Source organism: Streptomyces sp. NPDC104831 (assembly GCF_055583025.1).
Genome location: NZ_JBVJOT010000005.1, coordinates 137930 through 160131 on the forward strand (window position 1 = coordinate 137930; position 22202 = coordinate 160131).

General features: G+C 74.3%; 19 protein-coding genes, 1 tRNA gene and 1 pseudogene. 8 read left to right on the forward strand and 13 right to left on the reverse strand.

What is annotated here, in order from left to right:
- Nucleotides 1-5 precede the first annotated feature (5 nt).
- The 5 genes from ACZ63H_RS05570 to ACZ63H_RS05590 all read right to left on the reverse strand — a co-directional run bounded on the left by ACZ63H_RS05570 (nt 6) and on the right by ACZ63H_RS05590 (nt 5027).
- A complete protein-coding gene (locus ACZ63H_RS05570) occupies nt 6-2048 on the reverse strand; it encodes a copper resistance CopC/CopD family protein (protein WP_469862419.1) in 2043 nt (680 codons plus the stop codon).
- A gap of 13 nt (nt 2049-2061) precedes the next feature.
- Nucleotides 2062-2526, reverse strand: coding sequence for a copper chaperone PCu(A)C (locus tag ACZ63H_RS05575; RefSeq protein ID WP_469862421.1), 465 nt, complete (start codon nt 2524-2526; stop codon nt 2062-2064).
- Entirely contained in the window at nt 2523-3179 is a 657-nt protein-coding gene (locus ACZ63H_RS05580; protein WP_469862423.1) for an SCO family protein, read from the reverse strand. The genes ACZ63H_RS05575 and ACZ63H_RS05580 overlap by 4 nt, the downstream gene beginning before the upstream one ends.
- Before the next feature lie 103 nt (nt 3180-3282).
- On the reverse strand, nt 3283-4011 hold the full coding sequence (locus ACZ63H_RS05585) for a YcnI family copper-binding membrane protein (protein WP_469862425.1): 729 nt from the start codon (nt 4009-4011) through the stop codon (nt 3283-3285).
- 173 nt (nt 4012-4184) lie between these two features.
- Entirely contained in the window at nt 4185-5027 is an 843-nt protein-coding gene (locus ACZ63H_RS05590) for a hypothetical protein (protein ID WP_469862427.1), read from the reverse strand.
- A gap of 206 nt (nt 5028-5233) precedes the next feature.
- Between ACZ63H_RS05590 and ACZ63H_RS05595 the strand changes: the two genes are divergently transcribed.
- The gene (locus ACZ63H_RS05595; protein ID WP_469862429.1) at nt 5234-5677 is read left to right on the forward strand and encodes an ATP-binding protein; all 444 of its coding nucleotides are present in this window, start codon (nt 5234-5236) and stop codon (nt 5675-5677) included.
- A 34-nt stretch (nt 5678-5711) separates the two neighbouring features.
- Here ACZ63H_RS05595 and ACZ63H_RS05600 read toward each other — a convergent pair whose 3' ends face one another.
- Both ACZ63H_RS05600 and ACZ63H_RS05605 read right to left on the reverse strand, forming a co-directional pair.
- Nucleotides 5712-7196, reverse strand: a complete 1485-nt coding sequence (locus ACZ63H_RS05600; protein ID WP_469862431.1) for an aminopeptidase P family protein — start codon at nt 7194-7196, stop codon at nt 5712-5714.
- Nucleotides 7197-7361: 165 nt separating this feature from the next.
- Complete coding sequence (locus ACZ63H_RS05605) at nt 7362-8879, reverse strand: PP2C family protein-serine/threonine phosphatase (protein ID WP_469862433.1); 1518 nt, start codon at nt 8877-8879, stop codon at nt 7362-7364.
- 493 nt (nt 8880-9372) lie between these two features.
- Here ACZ63H_RS05605 and ACZ63H_RS05610 point away from each other — a divergent pair, with 493 nt between their 5' ends.
- Both ACZ63H_RS05610 and ACZ63H_RS05615 read left to right on the forward strand, forming a co-directional pair.
- Complete coding sequence (locus tag ACZ63H_RS05610) at nt 9373-10038, forward strand: bifunctional DNA primase/polymerase (protein WP_467940520.1); 666 nt, start codon at nt 9373-9375, stop codon at nt 10036-10038.
- Nucleotides 10039-10093: 55 nt separating this feature from the next.
- Nucleotides 10094-10693 carry a hypothetical protein gene (locus tag ACZ63H_RS05615; protein ID WP_469862435.1) on the forward strand — a complete coding sequence of 200 codons (600 nt, stop codon included), beginning with the start codon at nt 10094-10096 and terminating at the stop codon, nt 10691-10693.
- A 296-nt stretch (nt 10694-10989) separates the two neighbouring features.
- Here the strand turns inward: ACZ63H_RS05615 and ACZ63H_RS05620 are convergent, their stop codons facing one another.
- From ACZ63H_RS05620 to ACZ63H_RS05630, 3 genes and pseudogenes are all read right to left on the reverse strand, one after another.
- Nucleotides 10990-11952, reverse strand: a complete 963-nt coding sequence (locus tag ACZ63H_RS05620; RefSeq protein WP_469862437.1) for a DUF5926 family protein — start codon at nt 11950-11952, stop codon at nt 10990-10992.
- A 450-nt stretch (nt 11953-12402) separates the two neighbouring features.
- Nucleotides 12403-13002 (reverse strand): annotated as a pseudogene (locus ACZ63H_RS05625) (ATP-binding protein); the annotation flags it as partial.
- Between the two features lie 92 nt (nt 13003-13094).
- Nucleotides 13095-13922, reverse strand: coding sequence for a glycerophosphodiester phosphodiesterase (locus ACZ63H_RS05630; protein WP_469862439.1), 828 nt, complete (start codon nt 13920-13922; stop codon nt 13095-13097).
- Nucleotides 13923-14160: 238 nt separating this feature from the next.
- On the opposite strand from ACZ63H_RS05630, the gene ACZ63H_RS05635 reads away from it, so the two are divergent.
- A complete protein-coding gene (locus ACZ63H_RS05635; protein WP_469862441.1) occupies nt 14161-15660 on the forward strand; it encodes a S1C family serine protease in 1500 nt (499 codons plus the stop codon).
- Nucleotides 15661-15728: 68 nt separating this feature from the next.
- A tRNA-Ser gene (locus tag ACZ63H_RS05640) sits at nt 15729-15815 on the forward strand.
- 173 nt (nt 15816-15988) lie between these two features.
- Here ACZ63H_RS05640 and ACZ63H_RS05645 read toward each other — a convergent pair.
- Nucleotides 15989-16231: a hypothetical protein gene (locus ACZ63H_RS05645; RefSeq protein WP_469862443.1), complete on the reverse strand. Its 243-nt coding sequence runs from the start codon at nt 16229-16231 to the stop codon at nt 15989-15991.
- 100 nt (nt 16232-16331) lie between these two features.
- Nucleotides 16332-17207, reverse strand: coding sequence for a bifunctional DNA primase/polymerase (locus ACZ63H_RS05650; protein ID WP_469862445.1), 876 nt, complete (start codon nt 17205-17207; stop codon nt 16332-16334).
- A 310-nt stretch (nt 17208-17517) separates the two neighbouring features.
- Between ACZ63H_RS05650 and ACZ63H_RS05655 the strand changes: the two genes are divergently transcribed.
- Both ACZ63H_RS05655 and ACZ63H_RS05660 read left to right on the forward strand, forming a co-directional pair.
- Complete coding sequence (locus ACZ63H_RS05655; protein WP_469862447.1) at nt 17518-18072, forward strand: SigE family RNA polymerase sigma factor; 555 nt, start codon at nt 17518-17520, stop codon at nt 18070-18072.
- A gap of 119 nt (nt 18073-18191) precedes the next feature.
- On the forward strand, nt 18192-19847 hold the full coding sequence (locus tag ACZ63H_RS05660; RefSeq protein WP_469862449.1) for a long-chain fatty acid--CoA ligase: 1656 nt from the start codon (nt 18192-18194) through the stop codon (nt 19845-19847).
- A 427-nt stretch (nt 19848-20274) separates the two neighbouring features.
- Here ACZ63H_RS05660 and ACZ63H_RS05665 read toward each other — a convergent pair whose 3' ends face one another.
- A complete protein-coding gene (locus tag ACZ63H_RS05665) occupies nt 20275-21486 on the reverse strand; it encodes an MFS transporter (protein ID WP_469862451.1) in 1212 nt (403 codons plus the stop codon).
- A gap of 134 nt (nt 21487-21620) precedes the next feature.
- Between ACZ63H_RS05665 and ACZ63H_RS05670 the strand changes: the two genes are divergently transcribed.
- Nucleotides 21621-22202, forward strand: a complete 582-nt coding sequence (locus ACZ63H_RS05670; protein ID WP_469862453.1) for a TetR family transcriptional regulator — start codon at nt 21621-21623, stop codon at nt 22200-22202.

Below are 22202 nucleotides of genomic sequence, written 5' to 3' on the forward strand. Positions count from 1 at the left end.
GTGGTTCAGCCGATCTGCGCGTTCTTGGAGACGGTCGCCTGGTCGATGTCGGAGGTGCGGACCGTGACGGCGACCTTCCAGTCGCCGGCCATGGGCAGCTGCACCCCGCTCGCCGACCAGTGGCCGGTGGTGATGTGGTCGGGGTTCACCGGAAGCGGGCCGACCTTCTTCGCCTCCAGGGTGAAGGAGACCTTCACCTCCGGGACGTCGAGGGGCCGCCCGTCGGGCCGCTGGACGTAGACGTGCATCTCGTTGCCGCCCGTGCGCGCGGGGTCCAGGTCGATGCGGACGACGCCCTTGCCGCCGGTGCCGCCGGTGTCGAACGGCATGTCCAGGGTGAGCGCGCCGGAGGCCGCCGAGGTGCCGGAGCCGGCCGGGGCGGAGACGGCCGCCTCGGCCTCCTGCTCGGTGCGGCCCGGTTCGGTCTGGGTCAGCGCGGTGGTGACGGCGAGCAGGACGAGGGCCACACCGGCCTCGGCGAGCACCGAGCGGCGCAGTCCGAAGCGGTTCTCGTCGGCGTCGCGCAGCCGCTTGCGCCGGGCGGCGTCGACGGCCGCGCGCTGCCGGGCGAGCTGGGCGGCCCGCCGGGCGTCACCGGCGTCGCCGGAGTCCCCGCCCGCGCCGCCGCCACCGGTCGTCGCGGCGGCGAGGACCTGCTCCTCCCGGGCCGCGCCGGACAGACCGGCGTCGGCGGCGGTGACCCGCTCGGCCCCTTCCCGCTCGGTGCCGGTGCCGGTGCCGGTGCCGGTGCCTGCATCGGTTGCGGTGTCGGCGGCGGGGGCCCCTTCCGCCCGGTCCCGCCCGGCGTCCGCGCCGCGGTCGGTGAGCCGGCCCGTCCAGCGCCGGGACAGGCCCGCGATGCCGACCAGCACCGCCACCAGCGCGATCTTGGCCAGCAGCAACTGCCCGTAGCGGGTCTCGGTGAACGCCGGCCAGGAGCCGAGCTGACGCCAGGACTGGTAGACGCCGGTGGCGGCGAGCGCGACGACGGAGCCGAACGCCAGCCGGGAGAAGCGCCGGACGGCGGCGGCCTCCACCGGATGCTCGGCGGGCGCCCGGTACAGCGCGGTCAGCAGGGCGGTGAGCCCGCCCAGCCAGGCGGCGACGGCCAGCAGGTGGACGACGTCCACCGGCATGGCGATACCCGGCTGGAGCCCGGTGGAGGCGTGCTCGGCCATGGCCCAGGTGGTGGCGAGCCCGGCCGCGACGACCGTCCCGCCGACCGCGAGCCCGAAGGTCAGGTCCCGCTTCTCGGTGACGTCCGTACGCCGGGTGTAGGTGCCGAAGAGGACGGCGACGAACAGCGCGGCGGCGGCGAGCAGCAGCAGCCGGGAGACCAGCGCGGCCCCGGTCTTGGTCTGGAGCACCTGGCCGAGCAGATCGAGGTCGAAGACGTCGGCGAACTTTCCGGAGGTGGTGTACGCGCCGCGCAGGAGCAGCAGCCACAGGGTGGCCGCGGTCAGCGTGATCCAGCCGCCGACGACCAGCCGCTGCACGGCCCGCACCCCCGCGCCGCGCTGCCAGCAGGCGAGCACGAAGGCCGCGCCGCCGGCGAGCACGAGGAAACCGGCGTACGACGCGTACCGGCCGAACGCGTAGAGCCCGCCGACGACCCCGCCGCCCGCGGCCGGACCGGCGCCGGACACGACGGTGGGCGAGGGCGCGCCGACGGAGAAGGTGTAGGCACCGGCGACGGGGTGGCTGTCCGCCGAGACGACCTGGTAGGTGACGGTGTACGTGCCCTTGGCCAGGCGGCCCTTCAGTTTCACGGCGTACGTCGTCCCGCTCACGTTGACGGCGCCGCCCGTCTCGACCGGCTTGCCCCGGGGGTCGAGGACGCGCACGGAGTCGTCGCTCATGGCCACCTTCTCGGAGAAGGTGAGCGACACCCGGGTGGGTGCCTGTCCGGCCACCGCCCCCTGCGCGGGGTCGCTGCCGGTCAGCGCCGCGTGGGCGGAGGCGGGTGAGGCGCCCACCAGCAGCGCGCCGGTGACGGCGAGCAGGAGCAGCAGCAGGGTCCGCAGACGGGGGGCGGTGGTCCGGGTCACGGTGGTCCCTCCTTCAGTGGCCGGTCGACGGGGTGTACGTCGCGGACTCCACCGGCATCTCGACGGTGAGCGGTCCGGACCGGGCGAAGGTGAGCTTCACGGTGACCGTCTGGCCCTGCTTCGGCGCACGCTTCAGCTTCTCGAACATCAGGTGGTTGCCCCCGCTGCGGAACACGAGCCGGCTGTGCGCCGGTATGCCGAAGGAGGACTCCTGCGCCATGGCCCCGCCGGTGGTGCTGTGCATGGTGACCTCGCCGGCGACGTCACTGCTGACCGAGGTCAGCTCGTCGCCCGCCCCGCCCTTGTTGGTGATCGTCAGGAAACCGGCGGCCATGTCGGCGGAGACGGGCTGGGGCATGTAGGGGGAGCTGACGGACAGGTCCGCCTTCCCGGCGTCCGCGCTCGCGGAGTCCGAGCAGCCGGTGAGGGCCAGGGCGGCGGTGAGCGCGCCCGCGGTCAGGACGGCCGGACGCCTCACGGGTTGGCTCCCTCGACGAGCTTGGGCAGGTCCTTGGTGTAGTCGTCGGCCGTGGCGCTCTCGCCGTAGAGGACGTATCCGGCGTCGGTCTTCGGGGAGAAGGCGACGACCTGGGTGCCGTGCATGGAGACGAGCTTGCCGTTCTCGTCCTTCTTCGTCGGCTCCACGGCGATGCCGAGGGTCCGCGCGCCGGCCTGGATCCTGGCGAAGTCGCCGGTCAGGCCGATGAACTCGGGGTCGATGCCCTTGAGCCACTTGCCCAGCTCGGCCGGGGTGTCGCGGCCGGGGTCGGTGGTGACGAAGACGACCTTCAGATCGTCCTGTTCGGCCTTGGGCAGCGACTTCTTGGCGACGGCGATGTTGCTCATCGTCGCCGGGCAGATGTCCGGGCAGTGGGTGTAGCCGAAGTAGACGAGGGTCGGGTGCCCCTGGGTCTCCTTGCGGAGGTCGTACTTCTTGCCGTGGGTGTCGGTGAGCACCAGCGCCGGCTTGTCGAACGGCTGGTCGAGGACGGTGGCCGGCTTGTTCGAGCCGGAGCCGCCGGAGACCACGGCGACCGGTGAGTCGTCGGCGTCGTTCCCGTTGCCGCAGGCGGAGAGGGTGAGGGTGGCGGCGGCGAGCAGCGCCGCCGCGGCGAACGTCTTCTTGCGCATAGGAAAATGTCCCAGATGTGTGAACTCCGGCGCGCACCGGGGTCGTGCGGGGGCGTGCGGGGACGGCCCCGTGCGACACCCGGCGCGCGCTGTGGAACGAGGGTCAGGCGGCGGTGCGGCGGCGGCCGGCGAAGATGCCGTAGGCCACGCCCGCGACGCCGGCGACGATGCCGGCCACGCCGAGCACGCGCGCGGTGGTGTCGGTGCCGTCACCGGAGTCCGCGGCGGCCGTCTTCCCGGCCCCGGTGTCCTTGCCGGCCGCGTTCGCCGCGCTCGCCGAGCCGTGCTCGTCGTCGGAGGCGGCGGCCAGCTTCAGCACCGGGGCGGGGTTGTCCGGCTCCTCCTGGCCCTCCTGCGGGACCTCGATCCAGCGCACCACTTCCTTGTCGGAGTAGGTCTGGAGGGCCTTGAACACCAGCTGGTCGGTGTTCTCGGGCAGGGCGCCCAGGGACACCGGGAACTTCTGGAAGAAGCCGGGCTCGATGCCCTTGCCGTCGGCGGTCCAGGTGACCTTGGTGACGGCCTCGTCGATCTTCTCGCCGTGCATGGTCAGCGGCTTGTCCAGCTTGGACTTGGTGACGGCGACCTTCCAGCCGGGCACCGGCTGCGGCATCACCGAGGCGATCGGGTGGTCGGCCGGCAGGTTGATCTCGACCTTGGTGGTCGAGGCGTCGTCGCGCTCGTTCGGGACCTTGACGTCCACGACCGCGTAGCCGCCCTTGGCCGCGGTGCCCTCGGGCTGCACGGTGACGTGCGCGAACGCGGGGGCGGACAGGCCGAGGACGGCCGAGCCGGCGACGAGGGCGGCGGCGGTGATGCGGGAAGCCTTCATGGCAGGGAGTACTCCACTCCGGGTGAGGTTGCGTGGTGATCGGGAGTACGCGTGCGGGCGGCCGTGCCACTCGTGACGGCGGCGATCGGTGGGCGCACGCGCGCGTGCCGCACGACGGCGGCGCCTCCCGGCCGGCTCTCTTGCGTCCCGGCTGGAGTGGTCGTCGCGTCGTGTCAGGCGGCGAGGAGGAAGGCGGCGGCGGGCGGACCGCGCCGGATCACCGTGTGCTGGAGTACGGCGGTGTGCGGCGCCGGGGTCTCGTCCCGGCCGGAACGCCGGCCGCGCGGGCCGGGCGGGGTGTCGGGAAGCAGCCCGGCGCACAGGGCGCGCGCCAGCGTGAGTGCGGCGCGCAGGGACCGTATGAGCGCGGTCTCCGCGACGCCGTGCGCCGACAGCTCCATCAGCCGCAGCACGGCCAGGTCCCCGCGGCGCAGCAGCCAGCCGGCGGCCACGGCGGCGAGCACGTGGCCGAGCAGCATCGGCAGCGAGGGCAGCAGGCCGGCGGTGGCGCCCGCGGCGTCGTGCACGTGTTCCACGGCGCCCGGGGACGCGGTGGGCCGGCCCGACCGGTCGATCAGCCGGGCGTCGAGCAGCAACCGGTAGGCGTGCCCCGGGGTGAGGGACGACGGGGTCGACCCGCACACGAGCCGGGTGGCCTGCTCCACCAGCGCCCGGTCGCTCAGCGCCGCGCCCGTGGACCCGGTGGCCATCGGCATCCCGCCGGCGGCCGCCGCGGCCCCGTGCTGGCCCAGCCCGAACAGCGTGTGCAGCACGGTCTGGCCGAGGGCGAGCAGCGCGGCGATGCCCGGCAGCGAGCGGGCCCGTCCGGCGAGCGGCACCACGAACAGCAGACAGCCGAGGAAGCCCGCGCCGAGCGTCCACAGGGGCACGCCCGCGCAGGAGGCCAGGGTGTGCCCGCACGCGGCCAGCGCGACGCAGGCCGCGGCGAACACCGCGGCCCGCAGGATCCGGAGCGCGGCTCCGGGACGCGCCGTGCGCGGGTGGGGGGCAGTCATGGCGGGCTCATCATCCCACTGGCCCCACCCGCCGTACACGGCAGGTGGGCCGCGCCGTCCCCGATCACCGGTTCGACCTGCCCATACACCGATTCCGGCCGCGGCGCATCGGCCGAATGGGCTCGTTCACGTCAATGGAGTGCTTACGGCCACCCGCCGGTGGCAATACGTAACGGTATGTCGAGCCGCGGCCAGGAGGCTGGAGCATGAGCATCTGGTGGTCACTCCAACTGCGGCGCGAGGCTGCGAGCGTCCCGCTCGCGCGACGGCTGCTCATCGGGACGATGGAGACGGCGGGGGTCGACCCCGACATCTCCTACGACCTGTCGGTGGCCCTGTCCGAGGCCTGTGCGAACGCGGTCGAGCACGGGGGTGACACCGCTCCCGGCGCCTCGGCGGCGTACCAGGTGACGGCGTACCTCGACGGGGAGAGGTGCCGTATCGAGGTGGCCGACTCGGGGCCCGGTCTGCCCCGCGCCCAGGACTTCCGGCCCGCCCGCCCGGACGCCGAGCACGGGCGCGGCCTGTGTCTGATCCAGGAGCTGACCGATCACGTCCACGTCGGGGCGGGACCCGGCCGGGGCGGGACGGTGGTCAGCTTCGACAAGATCCTCAAGTGGACGAAGGACCCCTCGCTGCTCACGGCGTGAGCTGCGGGGGGTCCTTCGTCCCGGGATCGGCGGATCAGCCCTTCAGCGCGGCCATCCACGCCTCGACCTCGTCGGAGCGGCGCGGCAGCCCCGCGGAGAGGTTCCGGTTGCCGTCCTCGGTCACGAGGATGTCGTCCTCGATCCGGACGCCGATCCCCCGGTACTCCTCGGGCACGGTCAGGTCGTCGGCCTGGAAGTACAGGCCGGGTTCGACGGTGAGCACCATGCCCGGCTCCAGGGTGCCGTCCACATAGGTCTCGGTCCGCGCGGCGGCGCAGTCGTGGACGTCCATGCCGAGCATGTGCCCGGTGCCGTGCAGGGTCCAGCGGCGCTGCAGGCCCAGCTCCAGGACGCGCTCGACCGGGCCCTCGACCAGGCCCCACTCGACGAGCCGCTCGGCCAGCACGCGCTGGGCGGCGTCGTGGAAGTCGCGGTACTTGGCGCCCGGCCTGACGGCCGCGATGCCGGCCTCCTGGGCGTCGTACACGGCGTCGTAGATCTTCTTCTGGAGGTCGGTGTACGTGCCGTTGACGGGCAGTGTGCGCGTGACGTCGGCGGTGTACAGGGTGTGCGTCTCCACGCCGGCGTCCAGCAGGAGCAGGTCGCCGGAGCGGACCGGGCCGTCGTTGCGGACCCAGTGCAGGGTGCAGGCGTGCGGGCCGGCCGCGCAGATGGAGCCGTAGCCGACGTCGTTGCCCTCCACGCGCGCGCGGAGGAAGAAGGTGCCCTCGATGTAGCGCTCGGAGGTCGCCTCGGCCTTGTCGAGGACCTTCACGACGTCCTCGAAGCCGCGCACGGTGGAGTCGACGGCCTTCTGCAGCTCGCCGATCTCGAACTCGTCCTTCACCAGGCGCATCTCGGAGAGGAAGACGCGCAGCTCCTCGTCGCGCTCGGCGGTGACCTTGTCGGTCAGGGCCGCCTCGATGCCGGCGTCGTGGCCGCGCACCACGCGGACCGGGCCGGTGGCCTCGCGGAGCGCGTCGGCCAGCTCGCGCACATCGGCGGCCGGGATGCCGTAGAGCGCCTCGGACTCGGTGAGGGAGTGGCGGCGGCCGACCCACAGCTCGCCCTGGCCGGAGAGCCAGAACTCGCCGTTCTCGCGGTCGGAGCGCGGCAGCAGGTAGACGGTGGCCCGGTGGCCGTCGCCCTCGGGCTCCAGCACCAGGACGCCGTCCTCGGTCTGGTTGCCGGTGAGGTACGCGTACTCCACGGAGGCGCGGAAGGGGTACTCGGTGTCGTTCGAGCGGGTCTTGAGGTTGCCCGCCGGGACGACCAGGCGCTCGCCCGGGAAGCGGGCGGAGAGCGCGGCGCGGCGGCGCGCGGTGTGCGCGGCCTGCTCGATGGGCTCCAGGTCACGCAGCTCCGTGTCCGCCCAGCCGGACTTCATGTTCTCGGCCAGCTCGTCGGAGACGCCCGGGTACAGGCCGTTCTTCCGCTGCTTGACCGGCTCCTCGGCCTCGGTCTCCGGTCCCTCCGCGGTAGCGGAGTCGGGCACAGCCGGGTTGAGCTCGTCGGACACGTGATCCTCCTCGATACGCCAGTGATCTCCCCCGGGGCCCGTGCGCTCCTGCTTGTGGCCGAGCGGGGCCTCCATCATCGTACGGTCGTACCTGGAGCGGGCGGGGTCGGATGACCTGTTATGCCCGGTCATACCGGTCGGCCGGCCGGCCCGCCGCCGCCCCCGTCAGTCGAAGCGGGCCGCCAGCAGGACCACGTCCTCCTCGCTGTCGGCCGCGTCCGGGCCGTCCGGCAGGACCGTGCGCAGGACGTGGTCGGCGACGGCGCCCGGATCGTGCCGCAGCGCGCGCGGGACGCCCGCGGCGGCGGCGTGCAGCCGGGCGAAGGCGCGGTCCGTCGGGTCGCCGGTACGGTGCAGCAGCCCGTCGGTGTAGAGCAGGACCGTCTCGCCGGGCTCCGTGCGCACCTCGGCGCTCGGCGCCTCCCAGCAGGCCAGCATGCCGAGCGGCGCGGAGACGGAGGTCTCGGCGAACTCGGTGCGCCGCTCGCCGGTCAGCAGCGGCGGGGCGTGCCCGGCGCCGGCCAGGGTGATCCGGCGCAGCGCGGGCTCGCAGTAGGCGAACAGGGCGGTGGCCGAGCGGGCGGGCTCGGTCAGCCGCAGCAGCAGCTCCAGGTCGGACAGGACCGCGACCGGGTCCTCGCCCTCCATCACGGCGTAGGCGCGCAGGGAGGCGCGCAGCCGGCCCATCGCGGCCACCGCGCCGGGCCCGGAGCCGGTGACCGAGCCGACGGACAGGCCGAGCGCGGCGTCCGGCAGCGGCAGGGCGTCGTACCAGTCGCCGCCGCCGCGCGCGCTCGTGCGGTGCCGGGCGGCGAGCTGGACGCCGGGCACCCGGGGCAGCCGGGAGGGCAGCAGTTCACCGGTGAGGGTCGCCACGCACGCGCGCGTGCGCTCCACCTCCAGCAGCCGGGCCAGGTGCTCGGTGGCGTGCCGGACGTACAGCCCGGCGAGGTGGCGGCGGCGCTCGTGCGGCTCGGCCGGTTCGTCGTAGAACCAGACGGCGGCGCCGAGGCGGCCGGCGGACTCGGTGGCGAGCGGCAGGGCGTAGCTGGCGGCGTAGCCGAGACGGACGGCCACCTCGCGGTGGCGCGGGTCGAGGCCGTCCTCGGCGAGCAGGTCGGGGTGGGTGATCTCGGCGGTGCCGCCGGTGTCGTACGGCAGTGAGCCGCGCGGCACGGTCTCGAGGTGGCCGAGGTCGGCACGGCCGAGACCGAGGCCGAGGCTGGTGCGGGGGCCGAGGCCGTCGGCGGGCTCCAGGGCGACCAGGCCGCGGCGGGCGCCGACCAGGGAGGCTCCGGCGCGCAGCAGTTCGTGCAGGGCGGCCTCGAGCGCGCCGGTGCGGGAGAGCCGCTCGGTGAGTTCGTGCAGGGTCGTCAGATCGGAGACCCAGCCGGCCAGCCGGTCCTGGAGCAGGGTGCCGGGGGCGGGCGGATGGGGGGCGGGGACGGTGGTGGTGCCCGGGACGCACGGGGCGCCCGAGACGGGAGGGACGGACGTCGCAGTGTGGGCGGGCGTGGGAACTGTGGGGTCGATTCCGGCCACTTTCGGAGGGTGCGGGGCGTTCATGGCGTCCGGCTTCCAGACCGGTGCGTATTGCTGGGAAGCATCGCAAACCCCCATGTCATTCTGCGCCGCTAGCAGTGTCTCCACATGTACACGCACTCGTGAGGGGATGTCCAGCATTGTCCTGCGGGGATTCCTGGTGTCCAGGAGACGCGAGAGGGTTTGTCCGAACCCCTTGCGTTACCGGCAAGTTGGCTGAAAACTGCCTTAGGTATCGGTCCATTGCGGTCGACTGGCCTTGCTCGACGGAGCGTCACAACGGTCGTGATGGGTACGTACTCGGAGAAGGCCAGGGGTGGTTGGGGGCCACCCGGAACCTGGCGACGGACCCGGGCGTCATAGCCACCGACGGCCGAGCCCCATCCTCCCGCGGCGGAGGCGGAGAGAAATACGCGCGACGGCAAAACGCCAGACTTCGCCACCCGTACGCCGCGGACGTGCTTTTGATAGACGGACTATGGACGCGGACGCGGCCCACGCTCGACCCCCTGGGGTTATCCATGCCGTGCGCGGGGGTGTGATGCGCCAACAGGTACGCACAGTGAAGTGATCGACACATGGTGTGATGAGTCCACGGTGTTGCCAGCGGTGCAACGGAAAGGAACGAGCGCTCATGCGCGAGATCCTCAAAAGGCGACGCAGGCTTCTGTCCAGGCGGAACGGCGGGCGGCCCGAGCTGATCGGCGCGGCCCTGACCTTCGCGACCGAGTGGCAGTGGCCGGTACTCCCCGGTGTGGCGCCGGACCCGCAAGGACGGGCCCGCTGCGCCTGCCCCGACCCGGAGTGCACGGTGCCCGGTGCGCACCCCTTCGACCCGGGGCTGCTCGCGGCCACCACCGACGCGCGCATGGTCCGCTGGTGGTGGGCCAACCGGCCGGAGGCCCCGATCATCCTGGCCACCGGGGACCGGGCGCCGTGCGCGGTCAGCCTGCCGGCCCTCGCCGCCTCCCGCGCCCTCGCCCTGCTCGACCGGCGCGGCATGCGGCTCGGCCCGGTGGTCGCCTCGCCCACCCGCTGGTCGCTGCTGGTGAAGCCGTACTCCATGGAGCAGCTCGGCGAACTGCTCTACGCCAAGGACTTCGTCCCCGGCTCCCTGCGTTTCCACGGCACGGGCGGCTACATCGCCCTGCCCCCGTCCGAGACCGGCCAGGGCGCCGTGCGCTGGGAGCGCGCCCCGCTGCCCGGCTCCGCCGCGCCCTGGGTGCCCGATGTGGAGGCCGTGGTGGACGCCGTGGTCGACGCCCTCACTCGTACGGGTGTGAGCGCACCGGAGTTGTAGGGGTGTCGGGCGCGGCCGGGGCGGGCGGGGCCCGCCCCGTCGTTATCGTCCGGACATGCTGCGTCTTTCCGGCGGCCGCCGGGCCGCCCGGCCGCGCCACGGCGGGCCGGGCCCGCGCGGGCCGCGTCTGCTCGCCCTCGGGACCGTCGTGGCGGCCGTGGCCGCGCTGCCGCTGACCGTGGCCTCCGCGGGACAGGCGGGCGAGGCCGGCCGGACCGCCGTGCCGACCGCCGCCCGGGCCGACGCCGGGACCGGCCGGACGCCCGTACCGGCCGACGCCGAGGCCGGCGCGCACCGTTCCCCCTCCCCGCTCGGCGTCGCGCTCGCCACCACCGCCCGCTGCGGCCCGGCCCTCACCTCGCCGGACGGCATCGAGGCCCAGACCTGCGTGCTCACCCGGGGCGGGGACACCTGGGCGCGCACCTACTACCGCAACGCCACCGGCGGACCGCTGGATGCGCTGCTGAGCCTGATGGGACCGGGTGGCCGGGCCGTCCGGACGCACTGCGTCACCGGGACCGACGACGAGCCCGCCACCTGCGACACGCCGCGCGAGCCCGTCCGGGGCGGCCCGGGCGCCTACACGGCCGTCACCGAGTTCGCCGCGCACGGCACGGACGGGGCCCTGCTGCTCCGCTCGGGCAGCAACTCCTGAGGCTTCGCTTCCCGTTGACGCGCCGCCGCGCTCCCCGCACCGGTGCGGGCACGGCCACGGGCGCGGGGCGGTCCTGGAAAAGGGCATGGAAAGGCCCGGTTGCTGGCGACGGGGGATGCACCAGCAACCGGGCTACAGGAACGGTAACAAGAGATCGGCGGTTCGCAAATTCGGTCTTGCCGATTCGGACACCGATTTTCCTGGAGAAGGGCCGAGTTGTGACGCGAGTCACTCTTCGTCCGGCCCGTCGGCCCGCCCCGCCCGGCCGGTCGGCCGGGCGGGGCGGATGCGGCGCGTCAGCTGAGCGTGACCTGCCGGTTGGTCAGTCCGCCGCGGGCCCGGCGCTCCTCCCCAGTGAGCGGTTCCGTGGCCGCGAGGGCGGCGGCGAGACGCTCGGCGAACTCGGCGGCCGGCTGTTCCACGTCCTTGGCCGAGATGCCGCTCGGCAGGTCCCAGACCGGCACGGTGAGGCCGTGAGCACGGAAGGAGCCCACGAGCCGGGTGCCCTCGCCGAGGCCGGAGCGGCCCGCCGCGTGCAGCCGCGCGAGAGCGTCCAGAAGCTGCTCCTCCGGGTGCGGCATGACCCAGCGCAGGTGGTTCTTCTCCGGGGTCTCGCACCAGTAGGCGGCCGGCACGCCGGTCAGCCGCACGGTCGGGATCGCGGCCGCGTTGGCCCGCTCCAGGGACGCGGCCACCTCCGGGCTCGCGTTCTCCGCGTCCGGCACCCAGAACTCGAAGCCGCTGTGCACGACCGGCTGGAAGGCGCCCTCCGGGTCCAGCAGTTCCTGGAGCCGCGGGCCCTCGGCGGGGGCGCGGCGGCCCTGCACCGGGGTGCCCGGCTCGGCCTCCAGGGCGCGCAGCAGGGTGTCGGCGAGGTCGCGGCTGATGTCGCCGGACGCCGTGTCGTTCTGCAGGCCCAGCAGGACCGAGCCGTCGTCGCGGCGCAGTGCGGGCCAGGCCATCGGCAGGACCGTGGCCAGCGTGACCGACGGGACGCCCTCGGGCAGGCCGTCGCGCAGGGTCAGTTCCGCGGTCGCGGCCGGGACCAGCTCGCGCAGCGCGACCCAGTCGCACTCGCCGGGCAGTCCCTCGAACGGGCGCTGCACCAGCTCGGTCACGGCGTGCGCGGCGGCCCGGCCGTGGCAGGCCTTGTAGCGCCGGCCGCTGCCGCAGGGGCAGGGCTCGCGGGCGCCGACAACCGGGATCTCCCCGTCGATCGGCTGCGGCTTGGCCTTCGTCTGGGGGCGCTTCTTGGCCATGGTGGGTGTCTCCCGGTTACGGCTCTTCTCGTACGTCGGGAGCCTAGCCGTTCGGGCCGTGGCCGACGGGAACCTGTGGACAACGCCCGGGCGCTCGACGGCTGCTGGGCGCGCGCGGGGTCCCGCCCGCCGGTGTCCGGCGCCGCGCGCGGGCACCGTACCGGCGCGCCTGCCGCCGGCCGTCCCGGGTCAGTCCAGGTCCTCGAAGGCGTCCGTGAAGTCCAGGCCGGACAGGTCCGGGAGCGCCAGCCCCGGGGCGGTCAGACCGGACAGGGGCACGTCGGTGCCGGTGATGCCCGTGAGCGCCGTATCCGATATGCCTGCCAGCGGCAGGTCCGGCAGGCCGTCGTCCGCCGCCGGCAAGCGGGGCAGCGGCACCTCGCCGGCCACCGCGCCCGTCAGCGCCGCCTCCGAGGCCGCCGCGACGGCCGGCAGCGCCAGGCCGGTGAGCGGTGTCTCCCGGGCCGCGGGCCGGGTGACGCGCGTAGCGAACGGGTCGTGGGGGCCGCCGGCATCGGGGTCGTGGACGTCCCCGTGGACCAGCACCCAGACCGTCACCTCGCCCTCGACGTCGTCGCGGACGCCCCAGTCGTCGGCGAGGGCCGTGATGATGTTCAGCCCGCGCCCGCCGTGCGCGGTCACCGACGGTGTCGCCGGCGCCGGGCGGGTCGGGCCGCCGCCGTCCGTGACCTCCACGAGCAGCCGCCCGCGCGCGTCGACCCGCCAGGCGGCGCGTACGTCGCCGTCCCCGGCCGGCGCGTCCCCCAGGGGCCGCCCGTGCCGGCAGGCATTGCTCAGCAGTTCCGAAAGGATCAGTACGGCGTCGTCGATGACCGACTCCGCCACGCCCCCGCTGCGCAACTGCGTCCGCATCCGGTGCCGTGCCTTCCCCACGCCCGCAGGGCCATGGGGTACGGCCATGCTCGACGACGTGGGCACTTCCTGTGCCACCACCAACGCCACCCCCGAGACCTCCTTCGCCCCACGCCACGGTGTGGATGCCCTCTTGGTCTGCGCCGGAAACCGGCCAGTCCTCTTCCGGTGACGCACTCGACACACGCGGACCCGCGGCGAACGCGCCGGTGCACTCCCCGTGACGGGGTCTTCCCGCCCGTGACCGGCAGGGGCGGCCGCGGGGCCGCTCAGCGGCCGAGACGGCTCAGCACCGCGCGCGGGCGGTTGGTGATGATGGCGTCGACGCCCAGCTCGACACAGAGGTCGACGTCCTCGGGCTCGTTCACGGTCCACACGTGGACCCGGTGGCCGGACTGCCGCAGGCGCTCCACATAGGAGGGGTGGTTGCGCACGATGCGCAGCGAGGGCCCGGCGATGCGCACGCCCGCGGGGAGCCGGCCGTCGCGCAGCCGGGGCGAGACGAACTGCATCAGGTAGACCGTCGGCAGGGTCGGTGCCGCGGTGCGCACGCGGTGCAGCGAACGGGCCGAGAAGCTCATGATCCGGACCGGCGACTCGGCGGCGGAGGCCGGCGCGGCCAGGCCGAAACGGTTCAGCAGGGCCAGCAGCCGCTCCTCGACCTGGCCCGCCCAGCGCGTGGGGTGCTTGGTCTCGATGGCCAGCTCCACCCGCCGCCCGGCGTCCGCGACGAGTTCCAGCAGCCTCTCCAGGGTGAGGACGGAGGTCTCCTCGCGGTCCTCCGGGCGGTGCTCCCAGTCGGGCTCCTCGTCCCGTCCGTGCCAGGCCTCGCGCGTCTTCCAGGAGCCGAAGTCGAGCGCGGCCAGGTCGGCCAGTTCCAGCGCGGAGACCGCGCCGCGGCCGTTGGAGGTACGGTTCACCCGCCGGTCGTGGACGCAGACCAGATGGCCGTCCGCGGTCAGCCGTACGTCGCACTCCAGGGCGTCGGCGCCGTCCTCGATCGCCTTGCGGTAGGCGGCGAGGGTGTGCTCGGGGGCGTCTTCGGAGGCGCCCCGGTGGGCGACGACCTGGATGGAGCGCTGGGGTGCGTGGGTCACCGCGTCATGGTGCCACCGTCACCGGGTAGCCGTGGCGGGGCGGGCGCGACTTCCCGGCGCGCGGGCGGGGCCTCCTGATCGCTTATATAACGTTTGCGGAGAAGGCCACTAAAAATCCTATATAAAGAGGACCGCCGGACGCACAGTCACCGCTTATGGTGCTCTGACGGCCCGTGGGAAAAGCTGACGCAAGACCAGTGCGACCGACGACAACAGGCGTGGACCGAGGAGAAGAGCTGTGAGCACCGAGAACGAGGGCAACGCGGTACCCCCGGCGCCGTCCGCACCTCCCGTGCCGGTGGCCTCTCCCGACGCTTCCCCGCAGGGCCCCGCGCCCGGGGGGAGCGCCCCGACGGCACCGCTTCCGCCCGTGCCCCCCAAGGACCCGGCGGCCCCGCCCGCGGCCCCCGCGCCCGGCCAGGCCCCGGCGGCCCACGGGACGGCCCCCACCGGCCCGGCACCCGACGGCTCCTGGCCGCCCCCGCCCCCGGCCACCCCGTCCTACGGCGACCCGGGTGCCTACGGCGGCCCGTCTCACGGCGGCGGGCCCTCCTACGGCGGCGACGCGGGCGGTCCGGGCGCCGGCTGGGGCGCCTCCTGGCAGCAGCCCGCGCCCAGGCCGCGCGGTCGCGGCGGCCTGGTGGCGGCGGTCCTGGTGGCCGCGCTGGTCGCGGGCGGCCTCGGCGGCGGCCTCGGCTACACCCTGGCCAAGGACCGCGACGACCACGGCTCCACCACCATCTCCGCCTCCGACGGCGCCACGCAGGTCAAGCGCGCGCCGGGGACGATCGCCAACGTGGCCTCCAGGGCGCTGCCCAGCACGGTGACCATCCAGGCGGAGAGCAGCGACGGCGAGGGCGGCACGGGCACCGGGTTCGTCTTCGACACCCAGGGGCACATCGTCACCAACAACCACGTGGTCGCGGAGGCGGTGGACGGCGGCCGGCTGACGGCCACCTTCCCGAGCGGGAAGAAGTACGACGCCGAGATCGTCGGGCACGCCCAGGGCTACGACGTGGCGGTCATCAAGCTCAAGAACGCCCCCTCCGACCTCAAGCCGCTCGCCCTCGGCGATTCCGACAAGGTGGCCGTCGGCGACGAGACGATCGCCATCGGCGCCCCCTTCGGCCTGTCGAACACGGTGACGACCGGCATCATCAGCGCCAAGAACCGCCCGGTGGCCTCCAGCGACGGCAGCTCCACCAGCAAGGCGTCCTACATGAGCGCCCTGCAGACCGACGCGTCCATCAACCCGGGCAACTCCGGCGGCCCGCTGCTGGACGCCTCCGGCGCGGTCATCGGCATCAACTCCGCGATCCAGTCCACCGGCAGCGGCGGCTTCGGCTCCGGGCAGTCCGGCTCCATCGGCCTGGGCTTCGCGATCCCGATCAACCAGGCGAAGTACGTCGCCCAGCAGCTGATCAAGACCGGCAAGCCGGTGTACGCCAAGATCGGCGCCTCGGTCTCCCTGGAGGAGTCCTCCGACGGCGCGAAGATCACCGATCAGGGCACGAGCGGTGCCGCCGCGGTCGAGTCGGGCGGTCCGGCGGACAAGGCCGGCCTCAAGCCCGGGGACGTCATCACCAAGCTCGACGACCACGTGATCGACAGCGGCCCCACCCTGATCGGCGAGATCTGGACCCACAAGCCGGGCGACAAGGTGACGATCACCTACAAGCGGGGCGGCCAGGAGCACACGGTGGACCTGACGCTGGGCACCCGGCAGGGCGACAGCTGACGGGGCCCGCCCGCCGCGGCCCGGGGGCCGGTAATCTGTACCCGCGCCGTCGATCTCCGTCGGCGCGGGGAGGCGTGCCCGAGCGGCCGAAGGGAACGGTCTTGAAAACCGTCGTGGCAGCGATGTCACCGTGGGTTCAAATCCCACCGCCTCCGCGCGGTTCCTAGACGCGCAGGGTCAGAAGGGGTGCTCCTCGAGGGGGCACCCCTTCTGCGTGGGGGCCTGTCGCGCCGTGGCCGGTGCCGTGCTCCGGAGGCGGGCCGGAACCCCGCGGCGGCCGTCACGCGGGCCTTCCGCGGCCGCCGCCCGGCGTCCGTCCGGGTGGGTGCTATTCCACGGCCGGGTCCTCCTGGGCCTGTCGAACCGCGCGGCGTACCGCCTGTTCGACCTCGTGCGGGTCGGTGCCCGTCGCCTCGGCGCGCGTGGTGATCGCCTCGTGCACGGCGTCCGAGGCGCTGCGGAAGCGGCGCTGCTGCTCGTCGTACGCCTCGCCGGTGAGGCCCGCCAGGCGCGCGCGTTCCTCTTCGGCGGTGCGTTCCAGCCTGATCAGTTCATCCGGTATGTCCGTCACGTTCGGATCGTAAGAGGCTTCGCGCCGCCGCGCCCGCCCAGCGGTCCGCGGCCCCCGCCCAGCGGTCCGCGGCCCCCGCCCGGCGGCCCGCGGCCCCGGCTCAGTGGTCCCGCCGTGTGGTCATCCGGGCCGCCGACGCGATCGTCGCGCGGGCCTCGTGTTCCGGCAGGCCGGTCGTCCGGGCCGCCTCGGTCAGGGCGTCCGCGAGGGCGGGGCCGATGCCGCTCTCGTAGGCGCGGCAGGCCGCCCAGAAGAGGCGGGTGTTGCGCTGGCCCTCATGCGCGGAGAGGACGAAGTGCACCAGGCCCTGGCCGTGGTCGCCCGGGGCGGGCGGCGCCGGGTGGCGCGGCCGGGGCGGGGGGACGAGGAGCCGGAGCAGGGCCGGCGGGCAGGGGGCCGGGGGCAGGTGGGCGGTGCCGGGCGCGGGGGCGTAGACGCCGTGGTCGGTGCGTGAGCCGGGGCCCACGAGATAGCCGCCGGCGCCCCGGATGTCGATGCCGGGGGCGAGCCGGCCGGCCGAGTTGGGGACGACGGTGTCCGGCGGTCCGGTCAGCCACAGGTGGCGGCCCCCGCTCGGGGTGAGCACGACGACCGTCTCCGGGATCGTGAACAGGTGGCGCAGGGCCAGTTCGCGCAGGGTGGCCGAGGAGTCCGTGCCCGGCTTGGTGTCCAGGTCGACGCCGATCAGGTGGTACGGCGGGAGTCCGCAGGCGATGCCGTAGCCGGTGGCCCAGGGGGCGGCGGCGAACAGGGCGCGGATGCGCCCGGGGTCGGTGGAGGCGTCGTACACGCCGTGGCCGAAGCGGCCGCAGGCGCCGTGGCAGGGCGGTCCCTGCGGTGCCGGTTCGTCGCGGTGGGGGGAGCGCAGGGCCGGGAGCTTCGTCCGGGACAGGGGGATGACGGCCAGGCCGCGCTCGGCGGCGGACAGGGCGTGCGCGAGGGCCAGGGTCGTGGCCTGCCGGTCGGAGGTGGCCATGGCTTCATGGTCGTACGTACGTTCGAAAAAGGGAAGGGTGGGTGTCGGGTGCCCGGGCCGTCGCCGTCGCCGCCGGATCGGGTGCCCGGGGCCTCGTGGACCCTGGTGACGGCCGGTTGCCGGGTGCCGGCATCGGGACTGGTCCCGACGGCGGGCGGGCGAGTCCTCAGGGTCGTACCCGCAGACGGGACGCGCCCGTGCTCCACCTTCAGGAGGTGGAGCCAGCCCCACCCCTACAACCTGAGGGGGACTCGCCTTCAGGACCTGCGGCCGATACCCGGTGGGGGCAGCCGCTCCTAGCGTGGAGGCCATGACCACACCCGTCTGCATCAGCGCCTCGGCCGCCGCACCCGGGCGGCAGGCTGCCCTCTACCCGACGTTCGCGGCGTACGTGCGGGCCCGCCAGCCGGTCCTGCTGCGCACCGCGCGCTCGCTGACGGCGAACCCGAACGACGCCGAGGACCTGCTGCAGACGGCCCTGGCCAAGACCTACGTGGCCTGGGAGCGGATCGAGGACCAGCGCGCGCTGGACGGCTATGTGCGCCGGGCGCTGCTGAACACCCGGACCTCCCAGTGGCGCAAGCGCCGGGTCGACGAGTTCACCTGTGACGAGCTGCCCGAGCCCGAGCCCCTCCCGTGCGGCGACGACCCGGCCGAGCGGCAGGCGCTGCGCGACGCGATGTGGCGGGCCGTCCTGCGGCTGCCGGCCCGCCAGCGGGCGATGGTCGTCCTGCGGTACTACGAGGACCTGAGCGAGGCCCAGACCGCCGAGGTGCTCGGGGTGTCGGTCGGCACGGTGAAGTCGGCGGTCTCACGGGCGCTGGGCAAGCTGCGCGAGGACCCCGAACTGGCGCCGGCCCGCTAGGTCGCCCGGCCCACGGTGACCGGAGCGTGACCCGCCCCCTAGTGACATACCGCGTGGTATGTGCGCAGAATCAGCGCAACCTCTACCACCGCGTAGGCAATGTCGCCCGGGAGGACTCCGTGCTGAGCACCATGCAGGACGTACCGCTGCTGATCTCCAGGATCCTGACCCACGGGTCCACGGTCCACGGAGCGTCGCGGGTGACCACCTGGACCGGGGGGCCCGAGCCGCACCGGCGCACCTTCGCGGAGATCGGGGCCCGCGCCGCCGGGCTGGCGCACGCCCTGCGCGACGAGCTGGGCGTCACGGGCGACGACCGGGTGGCCACGCTCATGTGGAACAACGCCGAGCACGTCGAGGCGTACTTCGCCGTGCCGTCCATGGGCGCGGTGCTGCACACGCTCAACCTGCGGCTGCCCGCCGAGCAGCTGGTGTGGATCGTCAACCACGCGGCCGACAAGGTCGTCCTCGTCAACGGCTCGCTGATCCCACTGCTCGCACCGCTGCTGCCGCAACTGCCGACGGTCGAGCACGTCGTCGTCTCCGGCCCCGGCGACCGTGCCCCGCTCGCGGGAGCCGCCGCCCGGGTGCACGAGTACGAGGAGCTGATCGCCGGCCGGCCCGGCCACTACGACTGGCCCGAGCTGGACGAACGCCAGGCCGCCGCCATGTGTTACACCTCCGGCACGACCGGCGACCCCAAGGGCGTGGTCTACAGCCACCGTTCGGTCTACCTGCACTCCATGCAGGTCAACATGGCCCAGTCGATGGGCCTGACCGACCAGGACACCTCCCTGGTGGTCGTCCCGCAGTTCCACGTCAACGCGTGGGGGCTGCCGCACGCCACCTTCATGACCGGCGTCAACATGCTGATGCCGGACCGCTTCCTCCAGCCGGCCCCGCTCGCCGAGATGATCGAATCGGAGCGGCCCACCCACGCGGCGGCCGTCCCGACCATCTGGCAGGGCCTGCTCGGCGAACTCACCGCGCGCCCGCGGGACGTCTCCTCCCTCGGCCAGGTCACCATCGGCGGCGCCGCCTGTCCGCCGTCCCTGATGACGGCCTTCGACGAGCTGGGCATGCGGGTCTGCCACGCCTGGGGCATGACGGAGACCTCCCCGCTGGGCACGGTGGCCCGTCCGCCGGCCCATGTGGCCGGCACCGACGAGGAGTTCCGCTACCGCGTCACCCAGGGCCGCTTCCCGGCCGGCGTCGAGGCCCGCCTCACCGGTCCCGGCGGCACCCGCCTGCCCTGGGACGGCGAGTCGGCCGGCGAGCTGGAGGTGCGCGGGCCCTGGATCGCGGGCGCCTACTACAACGGCCCCGACGCCGACCCGCTGCGCCCCGGCGACAAGTTCAGCGCGGACGGCTGGCTGAAGACGGGCGACGTCGGCACCATCTCCCCCGACGGCTACCTCACCCTCACCGACCGCGCCAAGGACGTCATCAAGTCCGGCGGCGAGTGGATCTCCTCGGTGGAGCTGGAGAACGCCCTGATGTCCCACCCGGACGTCGCCGAGGCCGCCGTGGTCGCCGTACCCGACGAGAAGTGGGGCGAGCGCCCGCTGGCCACCGTCGTCCTGCGGCCCGGCGCCACCGCCGACTTCCGTTCCCTGCGCACCTTCCTCGCGGAGGAGGGCCGGATCGCCCGGTGGCAGCTGCCCGAGCGCTGGACCACCGTGCCGGTGGTGCCGAAGACGAGCGTGGGCAAGTTCGACAAGAAGGTGCTGCGACGGCAGTACGCGGAAGGGGAACTGGAGATCACCCACCTGTGACGCCGCCACGGCCCCGTCGGCCGTGACGCGGAGCGGGGCGGGTTCCGTGCCTTTGGCGGGCTGGGGGCTCGTCGGCCGTGTCGCGGGCTGGGGCGGGCCTCGTGCTCGTGGCGGGTTGTGGAGCCGTCGGCTGTGTCGCGGAGCGGGGCGGGTTCCGTGCTCGTGGCGGGCTGGAGGTTCGGCGGCCGTGTCGCGGGCTGGGCGACGGGCCCCGCGCCCCCTGGCGGTCTGCTGACCCTTCGGCCGTGACGCGGAGCGGGGCGGGTTCCGTGCCTTTGGCGGGCTGTGGGCTCGGCGGCCGTGTCGCGGGCCGGGGCGGGCCCCGCGCCCCTGGCGGTCTGCGGCCCCGTCGGCCGTGACGTGGACCGGGGCCGGAACCCGCGCCTCCGGCGGGTCCCGGTCCCGGCCCCGGTCCCGGCCGTGGACGTCACCGGCGGCCGGTGCGCAGCGTCGCCGCCCAGCCCAGCGCCAGCCACACGCCCGCCACCGCGCACACCCCGGTCCAGCCCCAGTGCCCGAAGGCGGGGCCCGCGGCGGCCGAGGCGAGGGCGCCGCCGGCGAAGCCCGAGACGACGTAGGCCGTGTTGGCGGTCGCCGGGGTGGTCGTCGTGGTCAGGGCCAGGGTCTGGTTGGCCACGTGGGAGGCGACCAGGGCCGCGTGGATCGCGATCGCGGCGGCGAACAGCGCCGGCAGCGCGTGCCCGCCGAGCCAGAACAGCGGTACGGCGACGGCGGCCAGCGCGAACGCGGAGCCGACGACCCGCCCCGCGCCGAACCGGTCCACCAGGCCGCCTGCCAGGGGCGCCACCACGCTGGCGGTCAGCCCGAACAGGCCGAAGAGCCCGGCGGTCGCGGTGGACAGGTCGTAGGCCGGCCCGGTCAGCAGCAGGGCCAGCGAGGTCCACAGGGCGCTCCAGGCGCCGAACATCCCTGCCTGCCGGATGCACGCCCGCCGCAGCTCGGCCGAGCGGCCCAGCAGCCCCGGCAGCTCGGCTATGCCGGAGAACAGCCCGCCCTGCCGCGCCCGCCGCTCGGCCGGCAGGGCCAGGGCGGTGGCCAGTCCCAGCGCGAGGGTGAGAACGGCGGACCCGCCGAACACCCAGCGCCAGCCGAGGCCCTGCCCGGCGAGACCGCCGAGCACACGGGCCGCGACGATGCCGGTGAACAGCCCGGCGATGACGGCGGCGACATGCCGGGCGCGCCGGTCGGCCGGGGCGCGGGCGGCCACCAGCGGGACCAGCAGCTGGGGCACGACCGTCGCCGCGGCGGCGACGAAGACGGCGACGGCGAGGGCCGCGGTGCCCGGCGCGGCGGCCGCGCCGACCAGTGCGACGGCGGTGGCGACGGAGAGCCAGGCGACGAGCGAGCGGCGGTTGACGCGGTCGCCGAGCGGCGCGAAGAAGAGCAGCCCGGCCGCGTAGCCGAGCTGGGCCACCGAGGCGATCCAGGCCACGGCGGAGGCGGTGGTGCCGAAGTCGCGGGCGATCAGCGGGAGCAGCGGGGCCGCGAGGTAGATGTTGGCGGCCGTGACGGCGGTGCAGACGGCGATGAGCAGGAGGAAGAGGGTGCCGGAGGCCGACCGCTCGCGGGCGGGGACCCGGACGGGCGGTGTCTGCTGGGTGGTGGTGGCTGACGGCATGAGCGGACGTTCTCCTTAGAGCCGACTCACACAACCAACTGGTTGGTTGCAAGGCTCCAACAGCGTGCCCCGCCCCTCGCATTCCCGTCAACCAAATAGTTGGTTACCGCTTTCCGGGCGCCTACCCTGTCCCCATGGCAACAGTGAGGGACCCCGAGGCCACCAAGGCCCGGATCTTCGAGGCGGCGGTCGCCGAGTTCTCCCGGCACGGCATCGCGGGCGCCCGCATCGACCGCATCGCCGCCGCGGCGAAGGCCAACAAGCAACTGATCTACGCCTACTTCGGCAACAAGGCCGAGCTGTTCACCCAGGTCCTCGGCCGGTGCATGGTCGACCTGGCGTCGTCCGTGCCCGTCGACCCCGACGACATCGACGGCTGGGTGGACCGCCTCCTCGACTACCACGCCGCCCACCCCGAACTGCTGCGCCTGCTCTTCTGGGAGGGCATCGAGTACGGCAGCGCGGACCTGCCCGACGAGGCGGCCCGCCAGGACCACTACGCCCGCAAGGTCGCCGCGATCCGGGACGGCCAGGACCGGGGCGTCATCACGGACGCCATCCCGGCCGGCGACCTGCTCATCCTGCTGATCTCGCTGACGAACTGGGTCTCCGTGGTCCCGCAGATGCGGCGCATCCTCGCGGGCGCCGGGGACGGAGACCGCGACCGCCTGCGGGCCTCCATCAAGGAGGCGGCCCGCAGGCTGGTGGCGCGCTAG